Below are 21,297 nucleotides of genomic sequence, written 5' to 3' on the forward strand. Positions count from 1 at the left end.
TGCGGAACGTGACCAAGTGATCGCAATCCATCACCTATGGTGGTGGGTATGCGCCGCCGACTCGCCGCCCTCGCCGTCTGCGCCGCCGCGGTCCTCGCCGCGGCGTGCAGCGGTGACGCCGTCACGGCGCCGCCTCCGCCGCCGCCCATGCACCCGGTTCCGGGCGCGGCCGGCGCCGGTGATCCGTATTACCCGGACGACGGCAACGGCGGCTACGACGCCCTCGGCTACCAGGTGGGCGTGACGTACGACCCGCCGAGCGGCCACCTCGACGGCGATACGACGGTCACCGCGAAAGCCACCCAGGACCTCAGCCGGTTCGACCTCGACCTGCGCGGGCTGGACGTCCACAGCGTCGAAGTCGACGGCCAGCCGGCGCACTTCACCCGCGAGAAGGCCTTCGAGCTGGTCGTCACGCCGGCGTCGCCGATCCGCGCCGGGACGACGTTCCGCACGCGGGTGCGCTACGGCGGCGACCCGGCGAAGACCCCGCACGACGGCGGCAGCGAGAACGGCTGGCAGCACTCGGCCGACGGCGGCGCGTACATGGTCGGCGAACCGCACTCGGCCGCGTTCTGGTACCCGGTCGACGAAACCCCGCGCGACAAGGCGACCTTCACGCTGACCGCGCACGTCCCGCCCGGCTGGACGGTCATCTCGAACGGCCGCGAGGGCCCGCCGGGGACGTGGACCGAGCCGAACCCGGTCGCGAGCTACCTGACGACGATCGCGATCGACAAGTTCAGTGTCGACAGGTCGACATTGCCGGACGGCACCCCGGTGGTCTCGGCGTACGCGCCGGGCGCCGAGCCCCGCCGCGCGATCGGCGACCGCCTGCCCGAGGTGCTCGGGTTCCTGAGCGGCAAGTTCGGGCCGTACCCGCAGTCGGCGGCGGGCGGGATCTTCCTGAACGAGGACGTCCGGTTCTCCCTGGAGACGCAGACCCGGCCGACGTACGCGAAGTGGGCCGACCTGCCGACGCTGGTGCACGAGAACGCGCACGAGTGGTTCGGCGACTCGGTGTCGTTGGAGAACTGGTCCGATATCTGCCTGAACGAGTGCTTCGCGTCGTACGCGCAGTGGCTGTGGGCCGAGCGCGAGGGCCAGAGCCTCGACGACCGCTATCGCGCGGCGATCGAGATCACCCGCGGCAGCACGGACTTCTGGGCGCAGAAGCTGGTCGGCATGGGCCAGGGCCACGAGTTCGAGGGCGTGTACAACAAGGGAATCCTGGCGCTGCACGCGTTGCGAAGGCAGATCGGCGACCCGTCGTTCGACCGCCTCCTGCACGCGTGGCCGGCGCGCTATCGCCACGGGAACGCCTCGTGGGCTGACTTCGAGAAGATGGCTTCGCAGGTGAGCGGGCAGAACCTGAAGCCGTTCTTCGACGAGTGGTTCCGGGGGACGAAGCTCCCCGCGGACGCCGACCTCTTCCCCGGCTCGCTGCGCAGCTGACGTCAGTAGGCTGGGCCCATGAGTGTCGTGAAGATCAACGCGATCGAGGTCCCCGAAGGCGCCGGCCCCGAGCTGGAGAAGCGGTTCGCCGCGCGGATGCACTCCGTCGACCAGCAGCCCGGCTTCCTCGGGTTCGAACTGCTGCGCCCGGTGTCCGGCGAGACGCGCTACTTCGTCTACACGAAGTGGGAGACCGAAGAGGCCTACCAGGCGTGGGCGAAGGGCGGCCCGGCCGCGGCGGCGCACTCGGGCGAGCGCGCCAAGCCCGTGTCCACCGGGGCGAACCTGCTGGAGTTCGAGGTCGTCCTCGGTTCGAAGCCGGGTGAGTGACGCCCTCGAACGGGCCGCGGAGCTCCTGGACGGCGCCGGCGCGCTGCTGATCTGCGCCGGCGCCGGGATGGGCGTCGACTCCGGGCTGCCGGACTTCCGCGGCGGCGAAGGGTTTTGGCGCGCGTACCCGCCGTACGCCCGGCTCGGGCTGCGGTTCGAGGAGCTGGCCGACCCGCGCCACTTCGCCGACGACCCCGAGCTGGCCTGGGGTTTCTACGGCCACCGGCTCGACCTGTACCGGAAGACCGTGCCGCACGAGGGTTTCCGCCTGCTGCACGGCTTCGCACCCTCCGTACGCGTCTTCACGTCCAATGTGGACGGCCAGTTCCAGAAGGCCGGGTTCGAGCACGTCGCCGAGGCGCACGGCTCGATCCACCACTTGCAGTGCCTTTCCCGTTGCAGCGACGAAATCTGGTCCGCTTCGGACGTCGACGTCGTCATCGACGAAGAAACCACGCGGGCCGTGCCGCCGCTGCCGTCGTGCCCGCGGTGCGGCGGGCTCGCGCGGCCCAACATCCTGATGTTCGGGGACTTCGACTGGGTCCCGGACCGCAGCCAGGCACAGCTCGACGAGCTGACGGCGTGGCGCCGGACCGCGCGCGACCTCGTGGTGGTCGAACTGGGCGCGGGCCAGGCGGTCCCGACGGTCCGCCGCTACAGCGAACTGGCGAGCGCGGCGACCGGCGCGCTGATCCGCGTCAACCCGCGCGAGCCGGAGATCCGCCACGGCCGGGGCGTCTCGATCGCGGCCGGAGCGTTGGAAACGCTCACCGCGCTGGCCGCAGCCACAGGTCGCGGTTCCCCGCGAGCATGACCCGGCCGTCGACCAGCGTCGTCGCCACCCGCACCGGCCACTCCGCGCAGCCCAGCTCGCCGCGCTGCCAGCCGGGACCGTCCCGCACCAGCACCGCCGAGCAAGAGCGCGGACGCTGGTTGCCCCGGTTCGGTTCGATCGTCCGCGTGGCCAGCACGAGGTTGCCACGCGCGTCCAGCGTGCCCGCCACGACACCGCCGGGTCCGGGCGTGTCCACTGTGGACCAATTGCCCGGTTTCCCGGTGACCACGAAGGGTTTCTGCGTGTAGCCGTTCGTGGTTTCGCCGTAGATCAGCCACTGCCCGGCGACCGGCAGGATCCCGTACACCAGAGTTTCGTCCGACGGCGTCGCCAGCTCCGACACCGTCCAGCTGCCGCCGCCGTCGTGCGAAGCCCAGAGCTGCAGCCGCGGGTTCGAATAGCCGGCCGCGAGCAGCTCCGGCCCGGCGGCCGCCACCGACGACGGCCCGTTCGCCCCGGTCACGCCCGCGGCGAGCGGCATCACGACCGTGCGTTCCGTCTTGCCCCCGTCGTCCGACACCCAGGCCACCGGCCGGGTCGTCCGCCCGTCCAGGAACGCCGTCCCGACCGCCACCAGGCCGGCACCCGAACGCGCCAGCGCCCGGACGTCCCGCCGGCCGCGCAGCTCGCCGAGCTCGGTCACGGTTCCGCCGGGGTCCCGGTGCGAGAACTTCGCGCCGGCCCCCAGCACCGAGCCGTCCGGGTCCGGTACCGCGGCCACCGCCGGGAGGCCGCCGCCGATCGGGCCGATCCGCAACGACGTGCAGTCCGCCGAGCCGGTCCAGTTCGCGTTGAGCATGCGGTTGCCGGTCGCGTAGTCGCCGATGCCGAGCACGCAGCTCTTCAGCGGGACCAAGGCGTTCAGCCCGCCGGTCGTGGGGATCCAGTCGGTGTCGGACGGGAACTCCACCGCACCCGCGTGCGCGGTGAAGCCGAGCGCGCTCTTCGGGCCGTCGTCCGCCGGAGCCGCGTCGGGCTGCCCGCAGGCGGCGGCCACCAGGACGAGGGCGAGCACGAGTCTTCGCATACCGGTCAGCGTGCCAGGGACGACGTCACGGCAGGCGCACTTCGGCGAACACCGCCCGGTGGTCGCTGCCCGCGACGTCGAACACGCGGTAGTCCTGGACCGCCGCGCGGTTGTCGACCACCACGTGGTCGATTGTCACCACCGGAGACGACGACGGCCACGTCGGCGTCAGCCCCGAGCCGCGCTCCTCGGCCGCGTCGTTGTAGCCGCGGGACAGCACCGTCCGGAACGCCGCGTGGTCGAGCGTCGCGTTGAAGTCGCCCGCCAGGATGCGCAGGCCGTGCTCGCCCGCCGCGCGCGAGAGGTCCTTGATCTCGCGCTCCCACTGCGGGGTGTCGACGTCCGGGGAGATCGGGTGGACGGCGACGATCTCCGCCACCACGCCGTCGCCGAGGTCGGCCTGCGCGCCCGGCTGCTTGGCCGCCGAATCACCCGTCAGGTTGACCTCCGTCAGCGGGAAGCGCGACACGATCCCGGAGCCGAACGCGCCCGCCGCCGGGTGCAGCACCCGGTACGGCAGCAGCTGGAACAGCCCGGCCGCGGTCAGGCCGTCGACCGCGCGGGGCGTCAGCTCGACCAGGTTCAGCACGTCGATCCGCTGCTCGCGCACCAGGTCGACGACGGATTTCGGGTCCGCCTGGCCGTACAGGAGGTTCGACGCGAGCACGCGCAGTGTCTTGCCGTGCACTTCGCGCTGGTCGCTCGCCGACAGCCGCGGCAGCACGAGAACGGCCAGGGCGACCGCCAGCACCAGCGCGACCCCGCCGATCCACCAGCGCCGCAAGGCCAGCGCCAGCCCGCCGAGCAGCAGGCCGGCGGCCGCCGCGAACGGCGTCAGCGCCAGCGCGACGAGGGTGTACCAGTCGCCGTCGAAGCCGATCAAGCGCAGCGCGGCCACTCCGGCCAGCAGCACCAGCGGCACCACCAACAAGGCCGTGACCAGCGGATTCTTCCGCCGGACGCGCGTCTCTTCCGCAACCGTCATGGTGCCGAGTATGCCGAGGTGATCGCCGGCCGGCCCGGGGGCCGACAACTCCTCCACAAGATCTCCACCAGCGCCTGCCAGCCGCTGCCAGCGCGCTGTGCGCGTGCTGCCAGCGCGTCCGGTCACAGTGTCCTCAGAACGCGACAGCGAAGGAGGACGCCCATGTCGCACGCGATCCAGGCCGAGGGCCTGGTCAAACACTTCGGGGACACCAAGGCGCTGGACGGGGTGGACCTCGAGGTCCCGTTCGGGCAGGTCGTCGGGGTACTCGGCCCGAACGGCGCCGGCAAGACGACCGCCGTCCGGATCCTGGCCACCCTGATGAAACCGGACGCCGGCAGAGCCACCGTCGGCGGCTTCGACGTGGTCACCGACCCGGTGCGGGTCCGCAGCCTGATCGGGCTCACCGGGCAGTACGCGTCGGTCGACGAGGACCTCAACGGCATCGAGAACCTCGTCCTCATCGGACGGCTGTACGGCCACTCCCGCGCCCAGTCCAAAGCCCGCGCCACCGAGCTGCTCGAGCGGTTCGAGCTCACCAAGGCGGCCAAGCGGCCGATCCGGACCTACTCCGGCGGCATGCGACGGCGGATCGACTTGGCCGCCAGCCTCGTCGGCCGGCCCGAGGTGCTCTACCTCGACGAGCCGACGACCGGCCTCGACCCGCACGCCCGCAACGAGGTCTGGGACGTCGTCCGCGGCCTCGTCGCCGAGGGCGCCACGGTGCTGCTGACCACGCAGTACCTGGAAGAGGCCGACCAGCTGGCCGACAAGATCACCGTGTTCGACCACGGCCGCGTCGTCGCCGACGGCCGCGCCGACGAGCTCAAGCGCCGCGTCGGCGGCCAGACGCTGCAGGTCCGGCCGACCCAGCTGTCCGACATGGACGCCGTCAACCGGATCCTGGGCGACCTGTCCGGCGTCCGGCCGACCCGCGACGACGCGACGGGCCTGCTCACCGCGCCGGTGAACGACCCCGTCCTGCTGTCCACTTTGGTCCGCAAGCTGGACGAGGCCGGCATCACCGCCGACGAGCTGGCGCTGCGGCTGCCCAGCCTCGACGAGGTGTTCCTCGCCCTCACCGGGCACACCGCCGAAGAGTCCATTGCGGACAAGACCTTCGAAGGGAGCCTGGCATGACGACGCTGGCGCTCGACCGCCCGGCCCCGCCGCGGCACATCAGTCCCGCCAAGGGCTTCGGCCACGCGCTTTCCCTCGCGTGGCGCGGCATCCTGAAGATCCGCAAGAACCCCGAGCAGCTCGCCGACGTCACCCTGATGCCGATCATCTTCCTGGTGATCTTCGTGTACCTCTTCGGCGGCGCGCTGTCCGGTTCGACCGACGCCTACCTGCAGATGGTCGTGCCCGGCATCATCGTGATGAACATCCTGCAGGCGTGCCTCACCGTGGGGACCAACCTCAACACCGACGTCACCAAGGGCGTCTTCGACCGGTTCCGCAGCATGCCGATCGCCCGGTCGGCACCGCTGATCGGCGCGGTGCTGGCCGACGTCGTGCGCTACCTGGTCTGCCTGACGGTGCTGATGATCGTCGCGACGCTCATGGGCTACCGGATCGCGACCAGCCCCGGCGAGTTCGCCGTGGCGATCCTGCTCGCGCTGGCGTTCGGGCTCTGCTTCTGCTGGAGCTCGGTGTTCGTCGGCATGGTGATGAAGTCGCCGGGCTCGGCGCAGGCGCTGATGTTCGTCTTCATCATGCCGCTCACGTTCGGCAGCAACGTCTTCGTCCAGACGTCGACGATGCCGGGCTGGCTGCGGGCGTGGGCCGACATCAGCCCGGTCAGCCTGATGGCGAACGCGCTGCGCGGCCTGATGAACGGCGGCGCGGTCGCCGGCCCGCTGGCCGGGGCGCTGGCCTGGATGGCCGGCGCGGTGATCGTGTTCTTCCCGCTGGCCACTTGGGCGTACCGCCGGCGGGTCTGAAAAAGGGCGCGCGACACGGGGGTGAACCGCGCCAGGGGGAGCTGAAGGGGACGTTCGCCGGGGGCGAGCGTCCCCTTCAGCCGATTTCGGTCAGGAGCCAGGCGATGGTGTCCTGTTTGGACACAGCGCGGAGCTCTTCGTAGCGCGAGTCGTAGTCCGGCAGGGCCGCGCGCAGGTCGTCGATGAGGGCCCGGACCTCCGGGCTGCCGAGGTCGATCCGCCCGCGGATGACGGCGGACGCGGCGAGCACCCTGGTTGCCGTTTCGAACCGGCCCTGCGCGGCACGGATCAGCGCCAGCAGCTCCACCACGCCGGCCAGGTCCGGCATGTCGCCGCGGTCGTTCGTCGCCCGGATCGCCTTCGCCACGTGGGCTTCTGCCTCGCCGGGGCGGTTCACAGCCAGCAGCAGGCGCGCCTCGAACGCGCTGATCCACTCGTCGCCGATGCCCCCGGCGAACCACTCGTCGTCGTCGGCCTTCGAAGCCACGCGATCGAGCAGCGCCCGCGCCTCGGCTAGCCGGCCGGTGCGCAGCAGCAACTCGATCCGGCCGAACATCAGGATCGCCCGATGCTGCGGGTTCGTGATGTCCGCGCCGTAGCGTTCGGCGGCTTCCTGGTCGCGCCAGGCGCCATCGAAGTCGCCGCTGCGCGCTCGTTCCACCACCAGCCGCCACCAGTGCTGCACGGCGTCTTCGCCCGATTGCAGCTCCAACGAGAGCGCCAGGCCCTCCTCGTAGATCTCGATGGCCTTCGCGCTGTGGCCGTCCTGCGAAAGCGCGTAGGCCTTGAAACTCAGCGTCATCGCAATGCCCCAGCGGTCGCCGACCTCGGTGAACCCGCTGTGCGCCCGGTCGCGCGCCCGGTCGGCGCCCTCGACGTCCCCAGCGTCCTCGAGCAGAAAACTCTCCACCCAGAAGCCACCCGCGCGGGTCCACGGATCCGCGCTCTGCTCGGCGCGGCGCACCTCGCGCGCGGCGACTTCGCGGTCGCCTCCGAGGAAGGCCAGCATCGGCAAGGCCACCGAAAGCCCGGCGTAGCGGTCCATCGCGCCGGTACGCACGCATTCGTCGACCAGCTTCAGGATCTCGCCGCGGTCCGAACTCATCGGGATGACGTCCATCAGGTAGAGGATCGCCCGGTAGGCGGCCGCGGCCGCGGGCGGCAGCCGGTCGCCGAACGCGAGCGTCTCGCGGACCAGGCCGCCGACCCGGCCGCCCTGGCCGAGAATGGTGAAGTACCAGAAGACCCCGTCCAGCAGGGCGACCGCGCCGTCCACATCGGACAGCTCGATCGCGCCGCGCAGGGCGTCGATCATGTTGGCGCTTTCGGCTTCGTACCGCTTGAGCACGGGCAGCTGGTCGCCCGTGCGCAATACCGGCTCCCACCGGGCCCCGAGCTCGGCGTAGTGGGCCGCCATCGCGCGGCGCATCCGGTCCTGCTCGCCCGACTCGATCAGCCGCTCGGTGGCGTACGCACGCAGCGTTTCCAGCATCCGGTACCGCGGCTCGCCGCGGCCGCCGTCCACGGTGTCCACAATGGACTTCTCGACCAGGCTGCCGAGGACGTACGGGACGTCGGCAGCCGGCAGCCGCTCGTCCGCGCAGACGGCCTCGATCGGCTCCAGCTCGGCACCGCCGGCGAACACCGCGAGCCGCCGGGCCAGCACCAGCTCGGCCTCGGTCAGCAGGTCCCAGCTCCACTCCACGACCGCGCGCAGCGTCCGCTGCCGCGGCAGCGCCGTGCGGCTGCCCGAGGTGAGCAGCCGGAACCGGTCGCCGAGGCGCCCGGCGATCTGCGCCACCGTCATCGACCGCAGCCGCGCCGCGGCCAGCTCCAGCGCGAGCGGCATCCCGTCGAGCCGGCGGCAGATCTCGCCGACGTGGTCCACAGTGGACTCGTCGAGCACGAAGTCGGGCCGGACGGCGGCCGCGCGGTCGAGGAACAGCCGCGTCGAGTCGAGCTCGGCGGCCTCCGCGGGCGCGGCGCGCTCCGCGGGCACCGGCAGCGGGCCGAGCGGGCAGAGGGCCTCCCCGGTGATCGCGAGGGGCTCGCGGCTGGTGGCCAGGATGCGCAGCCGCGGCGCCCGCTGCAGCAGCTCGTCGGCCAGCCGGGCGGCGGCGTCGACGACGTGCTCGCAGTTGTCCAGCACCAGCAGCGCTTCCGCGCCGCCGAGCACCTCGAGGGCCTGCTCGACCGGCTCCAGCGGCCGGCGGATCTCGGTGTCGGCGCTGCGGATGTCCCGGATCTCCAGCGCGCCGAGCAGCGCGCCGCCGAGGTCGTCGGGGTCGCGCACGCCGGCCAGCGCGGCGAACCAGACCCGGCCCTGCTGGTGCGCCGGGTGCCGCGACGCCGCTTCGGTGGACAGCCGCGTCTTGCCGGCGCCGCCGGGCCCGGTCAGGGTGACCAGCCGGGCGCTGCCGAGCAGCTCGGCCAGCAGCTTGAGCTCGTCGTCGCGGCCGATGAACGTGGTGAGCCGCGTCGGCAGCCGGTCGGTCACCGGCGACGGCGGCGCGAACTCGCCGCGCAGCGCGGCCAGGTGGATCTCCTGCAGCTCGGCCGACGGGTCGACGCCGAGCTGGTCGGCCAGCGTGCGGCGGATGCCGGAGTAGACGCCCAGCGCCTCCGACTGCCGCCCGGCGGCGCAGAGCGCGCGGATCCGCAGCCCGGCCAGCCGTTCGCGCAGCGGATCGGCGTCGGCCGCGGCGGCGAGGTCGGCGAGGACGCCGGCGTGCTCGCCCAGCCGGATCAAGGCGTCGAAGCGGTCTTCGGCCGCCTCGGCCCGCAGCTCGGTGAGCCGGCGGGCGGGGGCCGGCGCGAACGGCGCGTCGAGGACGTCGGCGAGCGCGCCGCCCTGCCACAGCGCGAGGGCCTCGGCGAGCAGCTCGGCCGCGTGGGCGTTCCGGCCCGCGGCCAGCTCGCGGCGGCCGTCGGCGGCGAGCCGTTCGAAGCGCTCGGCGTCGACGTCTTCGCGGGCCACGGCGAGCCGGTAGCCGCCCGGGCCGGACTCGACCGCCACCGGCAAGGCTTTGCGCAGCCGCGAGACCAGCGACTGCAGGGCGTTGGCGGCGTCGGCGGGCGGTTCGCCACCCCAGAGGCCATCGACGAGCGCGTCGGCCGGGACGGCGCGCCCGGCGTCCAGCGCGAGCCGGGCCAGGAGCATGCGGAGGCGGGCGCCGCCGATGTCGATCGGCGTGCCGTCGTCGTTCACCGCTCTCAGCGGCCCCAGCAGCGCAACGCGCATGCGTCCAGCTTTCCAGACGAAGGCCGGGCAGCGGGGCGGGCCGACGGAAGTGCTGATTATCCGGACAAAAGCGACTTACCCCTTCGAACCATGCAATCGTGGCGATACGTTGCGGGCGAGGTCCATCCGATAGGGACAGGAGCGTTCATGAGGGGAAAGAAACCGGCCGTGGTCGCGGCCGCCGTGGTCGCCAGCCTGTGCCTGGGCACCGGTGTCGCCGCGGCGGGCGACGGCTGGGGTCCGGCGCAGCCCGGCAGCGACGGCGCCGGGGACAGCTACTACCCGCAGGACGGCAACGGCGGCTACGACGTCGCCGACTACAACCTCAAGGTCGGCTACGACCCCGCGTCGCACCAGCTCACCGGCGACCAGGACATCACCGCGCGCGCGACCCAGTCGCTCAGCTCGTTCAACCTGGACCTGCGCGGCCTGACCGTCGACTCGGTGAAGGTCGACGGCCGGACCGCGCGGTTCACGCGGACCGGCGACCACGAGCTCGTCATCACGCCGGCGCGCAGCCTGCGGCGGGGCCAGGACTTCCGGGTCAAGATCGGCTACCACGGCGTGCCGGCGCCGATCAGCGACCCGGCGCTCGGCAACAACGGCTGGCAGTACGCCCAGGCGGGCGGCGCGTTCGTCGCCGGCGAGCCGAAGTCGGCGACGACCTGGTACCCGGTCAACGACACCCCGCTCGACAAGGCCACGTTCCACCTCGCGATCACGGTGCCCGACGAGTGGGGCGTGATCGCCAACGGCCGCGAGAAGCCGTCGGTCAAGGCGCCGGGCGGCACCACGCACGTCTGGGCCGAGGAAACGCCGATCGTGCCGTACATGACGACGGTCGCGATCGACAAGTGGACCTTCGACCGGCAGAAGCGCAAGGACGGGACGCCGGTCGTCAGCGCGTTCGCCCCCGGCGTCCCCGACTCGACGAAGCAGGCCGAAGCGCGGCTGCCGGAGATCCTCGACTTCCTCGAGTCGAAGTTCGGCAAGTACCCGATCGACGCGGCGGGCGGCATCTTCCTCAACGAGCAGATCGGTTTCTCGCTGGAGACGATGAGCCGGCCGATCTACTCCGCGGGCTGGGCCGGCACGGTCCCGACGATCGTCCACGAGAACGCCCACCAGTGGTACGGCGACTCGGTGGCCGTGGCGCACTGGCGAGACGTCTGCCTGAACGAGTGCTTCGCGTCCTACGCCACGTGGCTCTGGGACGAGGGCAAGGAAGGCGTCGACCTGAACAAGCAGTACGCGGACGACGTCAAGAAGGCGTCGACGACGTTCTGGAACGGCAAGCTGTACGACATGGGCGCCGGCAAGGAGTTCACGTACGTGTACTCCAAGGGCCCGATGATGCTGCACGCGCTGCGCAACTACGTCGGTGAGCAGGCGTTCTCCCGGGTCCTGAAGACCTGGCCGTCGCTGCACCGCGACGGGAACGCGAGCATGCAGGAGTTCCAGCGGTACACCGAGCTCGTCGCGCACAAGAACCTGCAGGGGTTCTTCGACGCGTGGGTGTACGGCACCGGCAAGCCGGCCGACCAGTACCTCTTTCCCGGTGGGCTGAAGCCCGCCGCTTGATCCGATGTCCGTGAAGGCCACCCCGCGGTCGTAGGGTGGCCTTCACGGCGTTTCGGAGGTGGGCATGGCCAGGGTGCTGATGACGGGGTTCGCGCCGTTCGGCGGCGAGCCGGTGAACCCGTCCTGGCAGGCGGTTTCGCTGCTCGGCGCGCGCCGGGACGACATCGCGGCGGTGGAGCTGCCGTGCGAGTTCGCCGCGTCGCTGCCCGCGTTGCGCGCGGCTTTCCTCGAGCACCGGCCGTCGCTGGTGGTGTGCGTCGGGCAGGCGGGCGGCCGCCTCGAGGTGACCCCGGAGCGCGTCGCGATCAACCTGGTCGACGCCCGCATCCCGGACAACGCGGGTGAGCAGCCGGTGGACGTCCCGGTGGTCCCGGACGGCCCGGCGGCGTACTTCACGACGCTGCCGGTGAAGGCGTGCGTGGCGGCGATCCGCGCAGCGGGCGTGCCGGCGTCGGTGTCCCACACGGCCGGGACTTACGTGTGCAACCAGGTTTTCTACGGGCTGATGCACCTGCTGGCGGAGTTCCCGGGGGTGCGCGGCGGGTTCGTGCACGTCCCGTTCAGCCCGGAACAGGTCGCGGCGTCGGGGAAGGCCGCGCCTTCGCTGGGCGTCGACCGGATCGCGGACGCGCTGGAAGCGTTGGCGGACACGGCATCGGCCACGGTCGAGGACATCGCGGTCAGCGCGGGCGCGGAACACTGACGACCGTCAGGCCGGCTTGACCTCACGGGTGAAGCCGGCGATCAGCTCGTCGAGGTGGCTGGGGTGGTCCGGCACGTAGGACGCGACCGCCCGCTGTCCGTCCACGCCGAAGGCCAACATCGACAATTTCTTGCCGGCACTGGCGATGTACTGGCCGTGCAGCCCGCCGCCGTCCCAGGCGCCGCGGCCGACGGCGCTGTCGGGAGACGGCAGGTTCACGTTCACCGCGAACTCTTCGAGGGTCACGCCCTGGTAGTAGCCGACGATGCCGCCCGCGAACTCGCACATGACCGTGGCCTGGAGACGCAGCAGCTGGGCCATGTGGTCGTTTTCCCGGCAGGTGCCCCGCTCCGGGACCGAGCCGGCCAGTGAGCGCAGGCACGGGGTGAACCCGGTCCGGTCGCGGTGCGCCGTCGACGTGCAGTCCGGCGCGGCCTGCGCGGATCCGGCGCGGATGACGAACACGACGACGGTGGCGACGACCGCCGCGACCACCAGCACGACGAGCGCGAGGAACCACGGTTTGCGCCGCCGGCGAGGCGGCGGTGCCGGGTCCGACGGCGGTGGCGCGGGCCGGGCGGGTTGCTGCTGCCACGGCTGGGGCCGCGGCGGCGCCACGGGCGGGCGGACCGGCGCGAACGCGGGCACGGTGAGGTCGGAGTTGCCCAGCGGCACGTGGTGCAGCCCGAACGCGACGGCCGTCTCGGGCTGGTCCTGCGTGGTCGGCGTGACACCGAGCTGGCGCGCGAGCAGCGTGGCCAGCAGCGGCATCCGGCTCGGGCCGCCGACGAGGTAGACGCCGGCGAGCTGCGCGGGGCTCAGCCCGGCCCGGCGGATCGTCGCGCCGAGCAGTTCGGCGCTGCGGAGCAGGCTGGGCCGCACGAGCGCTTCGAGCTCGTCCCGGCTGACCAGGACGTCCCCGAACGGCTCGGGCATCGGCACATGGGTCTGGGTGTGGCGCGAAAGGCTTTCCTTGGCGTCCCGGACGTCCTGCAGCAGCGCGCGCCGGGTGCGGCGGTCGGCGGTGGACTGCGGGCGCAGAAGCCGTTGCCACTGCGCGGGATCGGCGTGCGAGACCGACCGTCCGATGTGGACGAGCAGCGCCTGGTCGATGTCGAGGCTGCCGAGATCGGGCAGGCCGTCCTCGGCGAGCACGGCGAAGCCCTGCTGCGTCGCCCCGACGACGGCGCAGTCGAAGGTGCCGGCACCGAGGTCGTAGACGCCGATGGGCCCGGAGTACCGGTGACCGATGCTGGCGTAGTGCGCGGCGGCGGCCACGGGTTCGGGGATCAGCCGCACATCGCCGAGCCCGGCCTTGGCGGCGGCGGTCCGGACGACGTCCTGCCGGGTGGCACCCCAGCCGGCGGGGTGCGAGATCCGCGTCTCGGCCGGCGGGTGGCCGAGCTGCCGCACGGCTTCCTCGCCCATCCGCCGCAGGACGGCGGCGAAGGCATCGGTGATTTCGACGGTGGTGCCGCCGAGGTCCAGGGTGCCTTCATCGATGCGGCGCTTGGGGTTGGGCTCGAAGCGGCTGGGATCGAGCCGCGCCCGCCGTTCGGCATCCTGCCCGACGACCAGGAGGCCGTCATCGTTGACGAAGACGGCGGAGGACATCGTGACGGACCCGTCGACTTCGATGGCCCGCGGCCCGCGCCCGAAGGCGGAGAGGACCCCGACGGTGCTGGAAGTCCCGAAGTCGATCGACAGCACGTCCACAGCGGTTCCCCTCCCAAGCCCCGCGGGCATCGTCTCATGCGCCCGGAGCGGGAAAGCCGAAGGGCGGCTCCCCTTCCGGGGAACCGCCCTCCTGACGTACCGCTCAGCCGATCACTCGCTCTCGGCTTCGCCGCCCTGCTCTTCGTGGCCCGCGCCGATGCTGACCGGCGGGGCGTCCGGGACCGACGACGGCTTGCGCTCACCGCGGAAGGTGAACCGGGCCTGGTCGTCCTTGTCCTCGGGGTTGCCGCTCCAGCCCTCGACGTCGACCAGGATGATCTGGCCGGGCTCGACCTCGCCGAAGAGGATCTTCTCCGACAGCTGGTCCTCGATCTCGCGCTGGATCGTGCGGCGCAGCGGCCGCGCACCCAGCACCGGGTCGAAGCCGCGCTTGGCCAGCAGCGCCTTCGCCTTGGCCGTCAGCTCCAGCTCCATGTCCTTCGCGCGCAGCTGCGTCTCGACGCGGCCGATCATCAGGTCGACCATCATGATGATCTGTTCCTGCGTCAGCTGGTGGAACACGATGATGTCATCGATCCGGTTCAGGAACTCCGGGCGGAAATGCTTCTTCATTTCCTCGTTGACCTTCTGCTTCATCTTCTCGTACCGGGTGCCGGTGTCGTTGGACCCGGCGAACCCGAGCGAGACGGACTTCGAGATGTCCGACGTGCCCAGGTTGGACGTGAAGATGAGGACCGTGTTCTTGAAGTCGACCGTGCGACCCTGACCGTCGGTCAGGCGGCCGTCCTCCAGCACCTGCAGGAGCGTGTTGTAGATCTCCTGGTGCGCCTTCTCGATCTCGTCGAACAGCACCACCGAGAACGGCTTGCGCCGCACCTTCTCGGTCAGCTGGCCGCCCTCTTCGTAGCCGACGTAGCCCGGAGGGGCACCGAAGAGCCGCGAAGCGGTGTAGCGGTCGTGGAACTCGCCCATGTCGATCTGGATGAGCGCGTCGTCCTCGCCGAACAGGAACGAGGCCAGCGCCTTCGACAGCTCGGTCTTACCGACACCGGACGGGCCGGCGAAGATGAACGAGCCCGACGGGCGCTTCGGGTCCTTAAGACCGGCACGCGTACGGCGGATCGCCTGCGAGACGGCCTTGACCGCGTCCTCCTGGCCGATGATGCGCTTGTGGAGCTCGTCCTCCATGCGCAGCAGCCGGGTGGTCTCCTCCTCGGTCAGCTTGAACACCGGGATGCCGGTCCAGTTGGCCAGCACCTCCGCGATCTGCTCGTCGTCGACCTCGGCGACGACGTCGAGGTCGCCGTCCTTCCACTGCTTCTCCCGCTCGCCCTTCTGGCCGAGGAGGGTCTTCTCCTCGTCACGCAGGCGGGCGGCCCGCTCGAAGTCCTGCGCGTCGATCGCGGACTCCTTGTCGCGGCGGACGTTCGCGATCTTCTCGTCGAACTCGCGCAGGTCCGGCGGCGCGGTCATCCGGCGGATGCGCATCCGGGCGCCGGCCTCGTCGATCAGGTCGATCGCCTTGTCCGGGAGGAACCGGTCGTTGATGTACCGGTCCGCCAGGGTCGCGGCGGCGACCAGCGCCGAGTCGGTGATCGAGACGCGGTGGTGCGCCTCGTACCGGTCGCGCAGGCCCTTGAGGATCTCGATCGTGTGCTCCAGCGACGGCTCGCCGACCTGGATCGGCTGGAACCGGCGCTCGAGGGCCGCGTCCTTCTCGATGTACTTGCGGTACTCCTCGAGCGTGGTCGCGCCGATCGTCTGCAGCTCACCGCGGGCGAGCATCGGCTTCAGGATCGAAGCCGCGTCGATCGCGCCCTCGGCGGCACCCGCCCCGACCAGCGTGTGCAGCTCGTCGATGAACAGGATGATGTCGCCGCGGGTCTTGATCTCCTTGAGCACCTTCTTCAGGCGCTCTTCGAAGTCACCGCGGTAGCGGGAGCCGGCGACCAGGGAGCCCAGGTCCAGCGTGTAGAGCTGCTTGTCCTTGAGCGTCTCGGGCACCTCGCCCTTGACGATGCTCTGCGCGAGGCCCTCGACGACGGCGGTCTTGCCGACGCCGGGCTCGCCGATGAGCACCGGGTTGTTCTTGGTCCGGCGGGACAGCACCTGCATGACCCGCTCGATCTCCTTGCCGCGCCCGATGACCGGGTCGAGCTTGCCCTCGCGGGCCAGCACGGTCATGTTGCGGCCGAACTGGTCCAGGACCAGCGACGACGACGGGGTGCCTTCACCGCGGCCGCCGGAACCGGTCTCGGTGGACTCCTTGCCCTGGTAACCGGACAGCAGCTGGAGCACCTGCTGGCGGACGCGGTTCAGGTCCGCACCGAGCTTGACCAGGACCTGCGCGGCGACGCCTTCGCCCTCGCGGATCAGGCCCAGCAGGATGTGCTCGGTGCCGATGTAGTTGTGGCCGAGCTGCAGCGCTTCGCGCAGCGACAGCTCCAGCACCTTCTTCGCCCGCGGCGTGAACGGGATGTGCCCGCTCGGCGCCTGCTGGCCCTGGCCGATGATCTCTTCGACCTGCTGGCGCACGCCCTCCAGGGCGATGCCCAGCGACTCCAGCGCCTTGGCGGCGACACCCTCACCCTCGTGGATCAGACCCAGGAGGATGTGCTCGGTGCCGATGTAGTTGTGGTTGAGCATCCTGGCCTCTTCTTGAGCCAGGACGACCACCCGCCTCGCGCGGTCGGTGAACCTCTCAAACATGTGCACTCCCTCGACTGCTGCGCCGGCGGCCCGTTTCCATCGTGCTTTCACCGCGATGGATTCAGCACCGTGAGACCACTCTAGTAGCCAACTCGTCGCGCTGGCGTACCACTGGGGCTCTTCGTGGCCTTTTCCGCACCCGGACGTGGGGTCTTCCGGATGCTTCCATCTTCAGGTTGCCCTGCACCTTTACGTCAACCCCAACGTGCGAGTCCCCACCCGGATTCCGCCGTTCGCGCGGTGTCCGCTCACCGCGAACAGTCCGCAAGCTGGGAGTACCGGTTTCGATCGCCACCCGATTGGCGCAGCACCGGCGAGCCTGTAAGGTTAGGCACGCCTAATCCGTTCCGGCTGCCGAGGGGGCCGCGATTGAGCCAGCAGCGGTCCTTCCGTGACGCGCGCGAGGTCGGCGACGGCCTCGCGTCGTCGCTCCTGCGGGTCTCCGGCCTGCAGGAACGCACCGAGCTGCGCCGCGACGTCCCGGCCGGCTGGATCCGCTGTTCGGAGCTGCTGGAGACGCCGGCGTACTTCGGCGAGTGGCGCGCGCTCCTCGGCGACTGGCTGCTGCGCGAGCACGACGCGACCCCGGCCCGCACGACGGCGAGCTGGGTGATGACCTGGTACCTGCACGTCCCGGCGTACGTCGGCGCGCTGCTGCTGCACCACGAGCGGCGGGTGCCGTCGCTGAAGCCGGCGGAGCTGGCGTTCCGACTGGCGGACGACCGCCCCCACCCGGACGGCATGGCGGTGCTGGGTGACGCGTTCCACTGCCTCCCGACGGACCCGGGCTCGGCCCGCCCGGAGGCGACGGTGGTCCGCGACGAGCGCGCGCTGGCGGCGGTCCTGCGCGCCCGCTACCTGGCCCACGCGGCATCGTTCGTCCGGGCGTACGCCCCGGTGAGCGAGCTGGGCCGCCGCACGCTCTGGGCGGCGGCGACGGACGCGCTGGAGAACTCGCTGTGGTGGGCGGGCCGCCAGGGCGGAACCCCGGAGGCGGAGGGCGCGGGCGTCGCCGACGCGGCGCTGGTCCTGGACGCGCGGTACCCGCCGTTGACCTCGGCCTCGACGTTGCGCATGACGGAGGGCCCGGACGGCCACCGCGAGTGGACCCGGCGCCGCGAGAGCTGCTGCTTTTCGTACTTGCTCCCGGCCGAGTCCGAGTGCGACGGCTGCCCGCGCACCTGCGCCCGCTGAGTCAGGGCGTCCAGGCCGGATCGCGTCCCGAGGCGCCCAGGGCCCGCTCCAGCGGTGAAGCCCCCTCCGGCACCGCCACAGCCTCCCCGTACACCCCCATCGCCCGCGCCTGGTCGCCCATGGCCACCGCGGACTCGTACACCGCCGTCGCCGCTTCGGGCGCCCACTGCGGCTCCTGGCCGCTCGCGCGGGCCAAGTCCCAGCCGTGCAGGACGAACTCGCCCAGCACCATGTCGCCGACCACCGCCGCCGGCAGCTCGGCCGTTCCCAGCGCCGTCATGCCCTCCCAGGCCGCCGGCGCTCCGAACACGTCCACCAGCGTCTCCGTCTGCTTCTCCAGCGCCGCCCGCCAGTCCGCCGTCACCAGGCCCGCCGATGCCTCGGCAGCGGCCGGCACCGGCGGCTCCTCGCGGCGGCCCGCGGCGAGGAGCCACGGCCCCCAGTACAAGAGGTGGTTGAGCAGCCCGCGGACGTCGTAGCCCGCGCACGGCGTCGGGGCGGACAGGTCGGTCACCGCGTGGGCGACCCGGAGGAACCCGGCCGCGGCGGGCCGGACGAGCGAGGCGTTCATGACCCGATCCAATCGGGGCGCCGCGGGGCCGTCTTGAAGGAACGCGACAGCTACCGTTGGCCCGTGGGCGAGCACCGGATCCCGCGCGGCATCGTGGCCGAAGCCACCGCGCGCACGATGTTCACGCTGACCCGGTACGCACCCGCGCCCGAGCTGGCGGAATTCGTCGACTACCACTGGGTGCTGCACTGGGACCTGCGCGGCAAACCGGCCTACGACCAGCGCGTCCTGCCGAACCTCGCGGTGCACGTCACGTTCTTCCCCGGCGCGTCCGGCGTCCACGGCCCGGCGCACGACGTCTTTTCCCACCGCCTCGAAGGCCGCGTCCAGGGCTTGGGTGTGCGTTTCCGGCCCGGGTGCTTCCGCGCGTTCCTCGGCCGCCCGGTGAGTGACATCACCGACCGCGCTGTCCCGCTCGCGGACGTTTTCGGACGGAAGGCGATCGAAGCCGCGGAATCGGTGCAGAACGCGGCCGACGACACGCAAATGGTCCACGCGGTCGACAACTTGCTGATCGCAAATCCCGTCGAGCTCTCGCCGGCCGCGCGACGGGCCGCCGAGGCCGTGGAATCAATCGCACGGGATCCCGGAATTACCCGGGTGGCGCAACTGTGCGCGGATACTGGACTAACCACCCGGTCCGTCCAGCGGTTGTTCGCCGAACACGTCGGCTGCACGCCCAAGTGGGCGATCCGGATATACCGCCTCAACGACGCCGCGCAACGGATCACCACAGAAGGTGAGCCCGATTACGCCGGACTGGCGGTTCGGCTGGGCTATAGCGACCAGTCGCACTTCATCCGCGATTTCCGGGCGGTGACGGGCCAGCCGCCCGCGGAGTACGCCCGCACGGCGCGGGCGGACAGCGAACGGACACCGGACAGCGACCGGACATGAAGAAAGCCGCCGGGCGAATTCGCCCGGCGGCTTCGGCTGAACCCCGCTTCGAGGAGTTTCCGGCCGGCCCGGTGACCTGCGCTCACCCGGTCCGGCGGAAGGGTCCTCAGTTCTTCTTGTGGTAGGCGTCGACGACCTCGGACGGGATCCGCCCCCGGTCCGAAACCGCGTAACCGTTCTTGCGCGCCCACGCCCGAATGGCCTGGTTCTGCTCACGGTCCACGGCGGCCGGACGGGACGGGCCCTTGCCCGCGACCGGACGCACCGAAGCGCGCTTGCGGCCACCCGCGCGACGGGCGTGCTCGACGTACTGGGCGAGCGCGTCCCGCAGCTCTTCGGCGTTTTCCGAAGAGAGGTCGATCTGGTAGCTCACGCCGTCCAAACCGAACTCGACGGTCTCTTCCGCCTCGCTGCCGTCCAGGTCGTCGACCAGCGAGACGAGCACCTTCTGTGCCATCCGATTCCTCCTGCGGGGACTTGCGCAATGATCTGGTTACGGGGCGGGCCCCGGACAGAAGACTTTGTCTAGAACATTAGTACCCGCTTCTGGAGGACAGCGCAAATCTCATTGCGGTAAACGACACTGCCGGGTTATTCGGGCCGCACGAGCGGGAAGAGGATCGTCTCCCGGATACCGAGACCGGTCAGCGCCATCAGGAGCCGGTCGATCCCCATTCCGACACCGCCGCTGGGCGGCATTCCGTACTCCAGGGCGCGGAGGAAATCCTCGTCGAGCCGCATGGCTTCGCTATCGCCCTGCGCGGCCAGCCGGGACTGTTCGGTGAGCCGTTCCCGTTCGACGACCGGATCGACGAGCTCGGAGTATCCGGTGGCGAGTTCGAATCCGCGCACGTAGAGGTCCCACTTCTCGGCGACGCCGGGCCGCGAGCGGTGCTGCCTCGTCAATGGCGACGTCTCCAGCGGAAAATCACGGACAAACGTCGGTGCGTGCAGGTGATCTCCGACGAGGTGTTCCCACAGTTCCTCGACGAGCTTCCCGTGCCCGAGCTTCGGATCCACTTCCAGGCCCCTGGCCTGCGCGAATCCGTGCAGTTTGGCGGCGGGCGTCTCCGGCGTCACCTCTTCGCCGAGGGAATCGGACAACGACTCGTACATTCCGAGTGTGGTCCATTCGCCGGAGAGGTCGTACTCCGAACCGTCGGGCAGGGTGACGACCTGGGTGTCCAGCACCGCCTGCGCGGCCTCCTGGATCAGCTCCCGCGTCATCACCGCATTGGTGTCGTACGTGGCGTACGCCTCGTAGTACTCGAGCATCGCGAACTCCGGCGAGTGCGAAGAGTCGCTGCCCTCGTTCCGGAAGTTGCGGTTGATCTCGAAGACCTTTTCGATGCCGCCGACGACGCAGCGCTTGAGGTAGAGCTCCGGCGCGATCCGCAGGAACAGCTCCATGTCGAACGCGTTCGAGTGCGTGACGAACGGGCGGGCCGCGGCGCCGCCGTGCAGCGTCTGCAGCATCGGCGTCTCGACCTCGGTGAACCCGCGGCGGTGGAACGACTCCCGCAGCGACCGGACCACGCCGGCGCGCGTGCGCACGACGTCCCGCGCGCGCGGGCGCATGATGAGGTCGACGTAGCGCTGGCGGATCCGCGTCTCCTCGGCCAGGTCCTTGAAGGCGTTGGGCAGCGGGCGCAGCGCCTTCGACGTGATGCGCCAGGAATCGGCCATCACGGACAGCTCGCCGCGCTTGGAGGTGATGACCTCACCCTGCACGAAGACGTGGTCGCCGAGGTCGACGTCGGACTTCCACGCCGCCAGCGCGTCCTCGCCGACCTTCGCCAGGCTGATCATGGCCTGCAGCTCGGTGCCGTCGCCCTCGCGCAGGCTCGCGAAGCACAGCTTGCCCGTGTTGCGCAGGAACATCACCCGGCCGGTGACGCCGACGGTCTCGCCGGTGGCGGTGTCGACGGGCAGTCCGTCGTGCGCCGCCCGCACCTCGGCGAGCGAGTGCGTCCGGGGGACCTCGACCGGGTACGGATCGGTACCCTCCGCGAGGATCCGGTCGCGCTTCTCCCGGCGCACCCGCATCTGCTCGGGCAGTTCGTCTTCGGCGGGCTCGCTGGTGGGAGGAGGCTTTTCGGTCATGGCCCATAGCGTACGAACCCGGCTGAGCGCTACGCCAACCGGATTA

General features: G+C 71.2%; 17 protein-coding genes. 9 read left to right on the forward strand and 8 right to left on the reverse strand.

The window, feature by feature from the left end; all coding sequences use genetic code 11:
• Window positions 1-48: 48 nt before the first annotated feature.
• From ACIRSS_RS18350 to ACIRSS_RS18360, 3 genes are read left to right on the forward strand one after another with little or no spacing between them, the layout of a single operon-like run.
• Entirely contained in the window at window positions 49-1,455 is a 1,407-nt protein-coding gene (locus ACIRSS_RS18350; protein WP_400896239.1) for a M1 family metallopeptidase, read from the forward strand.
• Window positions 1,456-1,473: 18 nt separating this feature from the next.
• The gene (locus ACIRSS_RS18355; protein WP_364465153.1) at window positions 1,474-1,785 is read left to right on the forward strand and encodes an antibiotic biosynthesis monooxygenase; all 312 of its coding nucleotides are present in this window, start codon (window positions 1,474-1,476) and stop codon (window positions 1,783-1,785) included.
• The gene (locus ACIRSS_RS18360) at window positions 1,778-2,599 is read left to right on the forward strand and encodes an SIR2 family NAD-dependent protein deacylase (protein WP_400896242.1); all 822 of its coding nucleotides are present in this window, start codon (window positions 1,778-1,780) and stop codon (window positions 2,597-2,599) included. Before ACIRSS_RS18355 ends, ACIRSS_RS18360 begins: the two co-directional genes overlap by 8 nt.
• Here the strand turns inward: ACIRSS_RS18360 and ACIRSS_RS18365 are convergent.
• Both ACIRSS_RS18365 and ACIRSS_RS18370 read right to left on the reverse strand, forming a co-directional pair.
• A complete protein-coding gene (locus tag ACIRSS_RS18365; protein WP_400896244.1) occupies window positions 2,553-3,647 on the reverse strand; it encodes a hypothetical protein in 1,095 nt (364 codons plus the stop codon). The genes ACIRSS_RS18360 and ACIRSS_RS18365 overlap by 47 nt on opposite strands.
• A 25-nt stretch (window positions 3,648-3,672) precedes the next feature.
• Window positions 3,673-4,689 carry an endonuclease/exonuclease/phosphatase family protein gene (locus tag ACIRSS_RS18370; RefSeq protein ID WP_400896246.1) on the reverse strand — a complete coding sequence of 339 codons (1,017 nt, stop codon included), beginning with the start codon at window positions 4,687-4,689 and terminating at the stop codon, window positions 3,673-3,675.
• Between the two features lie 105 nt (window positions 4,690-4,794).
• Here ACIRSS_RS18370 and ACIRSS_RS18375 point away from each other — a divergent pair, with 105 nt between their 5' ends.
• Both ACIRSS_RS18375 and ACIRSS_RS18380 read left to right on the forward strand, forming a co-directional pair.
• Window positions 4,795-5,772, forward strand: coding sequence for an ATP-binding cassette domain-containing protein (locus ACIRSS_RS18375; protein ID WP_400896248.1), 978 nt, complete (start codon window positions 4,795-4,797; stop codon window positions 5,770-5,772).
• The gene (locus ACIRSS_RS18380) at window positions 5,769-6,575 is read left to right on the forward strand and encodes an ABC transporter permease (RefSeq protein WP_400896250.1); all 807 of its coding nucleotides are present in this window, start codon (window positions 5,769-5,771) and stop codon (window positions 6,573-6,575) included. Before ACIRSS_RS18375 ends, ACIRSS_RS18380 begins: the two co-directional genes overlap by 4 nt.
• A 76-nt stretch (window positions 6,576-6,651) precedes the next feature.
• On the opposite strand, the gene ACIRSS_RS18385 is transcribed toward ACIRSS_RS18380, so the two are convergent.
• Window positions 6,652-9,816 (reverse strand): BTAD domain-containing putative transcriptional regulator, encoded by a 3,165-nt coding sequence (locus ACIRSS_RS18385; protein ID WP_400896252.1) that lies wholly within the window; start codon window positions 9,814-9,816, stop codon window positions 6,652-6,654.
• Between the two features lie 147 nt (window positions 9,817-9,963).
• Between ACIRSS_RS18385 and ACIRSS_RS18390 the strand changes: the two genes are divergently transcribed.
• On the forward strand, window positions 9,964-11,397 hold the full coding sequence (locus ACIRSS_RS18390; protein ID WP_400896254.1) for a M1 family metallopeptidase: 1,434 nt from the start codon (window positions 9,964-9,966) through the stop codon (window positions 11,395-11,397).
• Between the two features lie 64 nt (window positions 11,398-11,461).
• Window positions 11,462-12,100 carry a pyroglutamyl-peptidase I gene (gene pcp, locus ACIRSS_RS18395; protein WP_400896256.1) on the forward strand — a complete coding sequence of 213 codons (639 nt, stop codon included), beginning with the start codon at window positions 11,462-11,464 and terminating at the stop codon, window positions 12,098-12,100.
• A gap of 6 nt (window positions 12,101-12,106) precedes the next feature.
• Here the strand turns inward: pcp and ACIRSS_RS18400 are convergent, their stop codons facing one another.
• On the reverse strand, window positions 12,107-13,816 hold the full coding sequence (locus ACIRSS_RS18400; RefSeq protein ID WP_400896258.1) for an Hsp70 family protein: 1,710 nt from the start codon (window positions 13,814-13,816) through the stop codon (window positions 12,107-12,109).
• A gap of 111 nt (window positions 13,817-13,927) precedes the next feature.
• Window positions 13,928-16,486: an ATP-dependent Clp protease ATP-binding subunit gene (locus tag ACIRSS_RS18405; protein ID WP_400896260.1), complete on the reverse strand. Its 2,559-nt coding sequence runs from the start codon at window positions 16,484-16,486 to the stop codon at window positions 13,928-13,930.
• Between the two features lie 369 nt (window positions 16,487-16,855).
• Here ACIRSS_RS18405 and ACIRSS_RS18410 point away from each other — a divergent pair, with 369 nt between their 5' ends.
• Complete coding sequence (locus ACIRSS_RS18410; protein ID WP_400896262.1) at window positions 16,856-17,680, forward strand: (2Fe-2S)-binding protein; 825 nt, start codon at window positions 16,856-16,858, stop codon at window positions 17,678-17,680.
• 1 nt (window position 17,681) lies between these two features.
• Here ACIRSS_RS18410 and ACIRSS_RS18415 read toward each other — a convergent pair whose 3' ends face one another.
• Window positions 17,682-18,251 (reverse strand): TIGR03086 family metal-binding protein, encoded by a 570-nt coding sequence (locus tag ACIRSS_RS18415; protein WP_400896264.1) that lies wholly within the window; start codon window positions 18,249-18,251, stop codon window positions 17,682-17,684.
• Between the two features lie 63 nt (window positions 18,252-18,314).
• Here ACIRSS_RS18415 and ACIRSS_RS18420 point away from each other — a divergent pair, with 63 nt between their 5' ends.
• The gene (locus ACIRSS_RS18420) at window positions 18,315-19,148 is read left to right on the forward strand and encodes a DUF6597 domain-containing transcriptional factor (protein WP_400896266.1); all 834 of its coding nucleotides are present in this window, start codon (window positions 18,315-18,317) and stop codon (window positions 19,146-19,148) included.
• Window positions 19,149-19,254: 106 nt separating this feature from the next.
• Here ACIRSS_RS18420 and ACIRSS_RS18425 read toward each other — a convergent pair whose 3' ends face one another.
• Window positions 19,255-19,605, reverse strand: coding sequence for an Lsr2 family protein (locus ACIRSS_RS18425; RefSeq protein WP_086674451.1), 351 nt, complete (start codon window positions 19,603-19,605; stop codon window positions 19,255-19,257).
• 134 nt (window positions 19,606-19,739) lie between these two features.
• Window positions 19,740-21,251: a lysine--tRNA ligase gene (gene lysS / locus ACIRSS_RS18430; protein WP_400896268.1), complete on the reverse strand. Its 1,512-nt coding sequence runs from the start codon at window positions 21,249-21,251 to the stop codon at window positions 19,740-19,742.
• Between the last annotated feature and the right edge of the window lie 46 nt (window positions 21,252-21,297).

It is taken from the genome of Amycolatopsis sp. NPDC101161 (assembly GCF_044768185.1).
In the GTDB taxonomy this organism is placed as follows: Bacteria; Actinomycetota; Actinomycetes; order Mycobacteriales; family Pseudonocardiaceae; genus Amycolatopsis.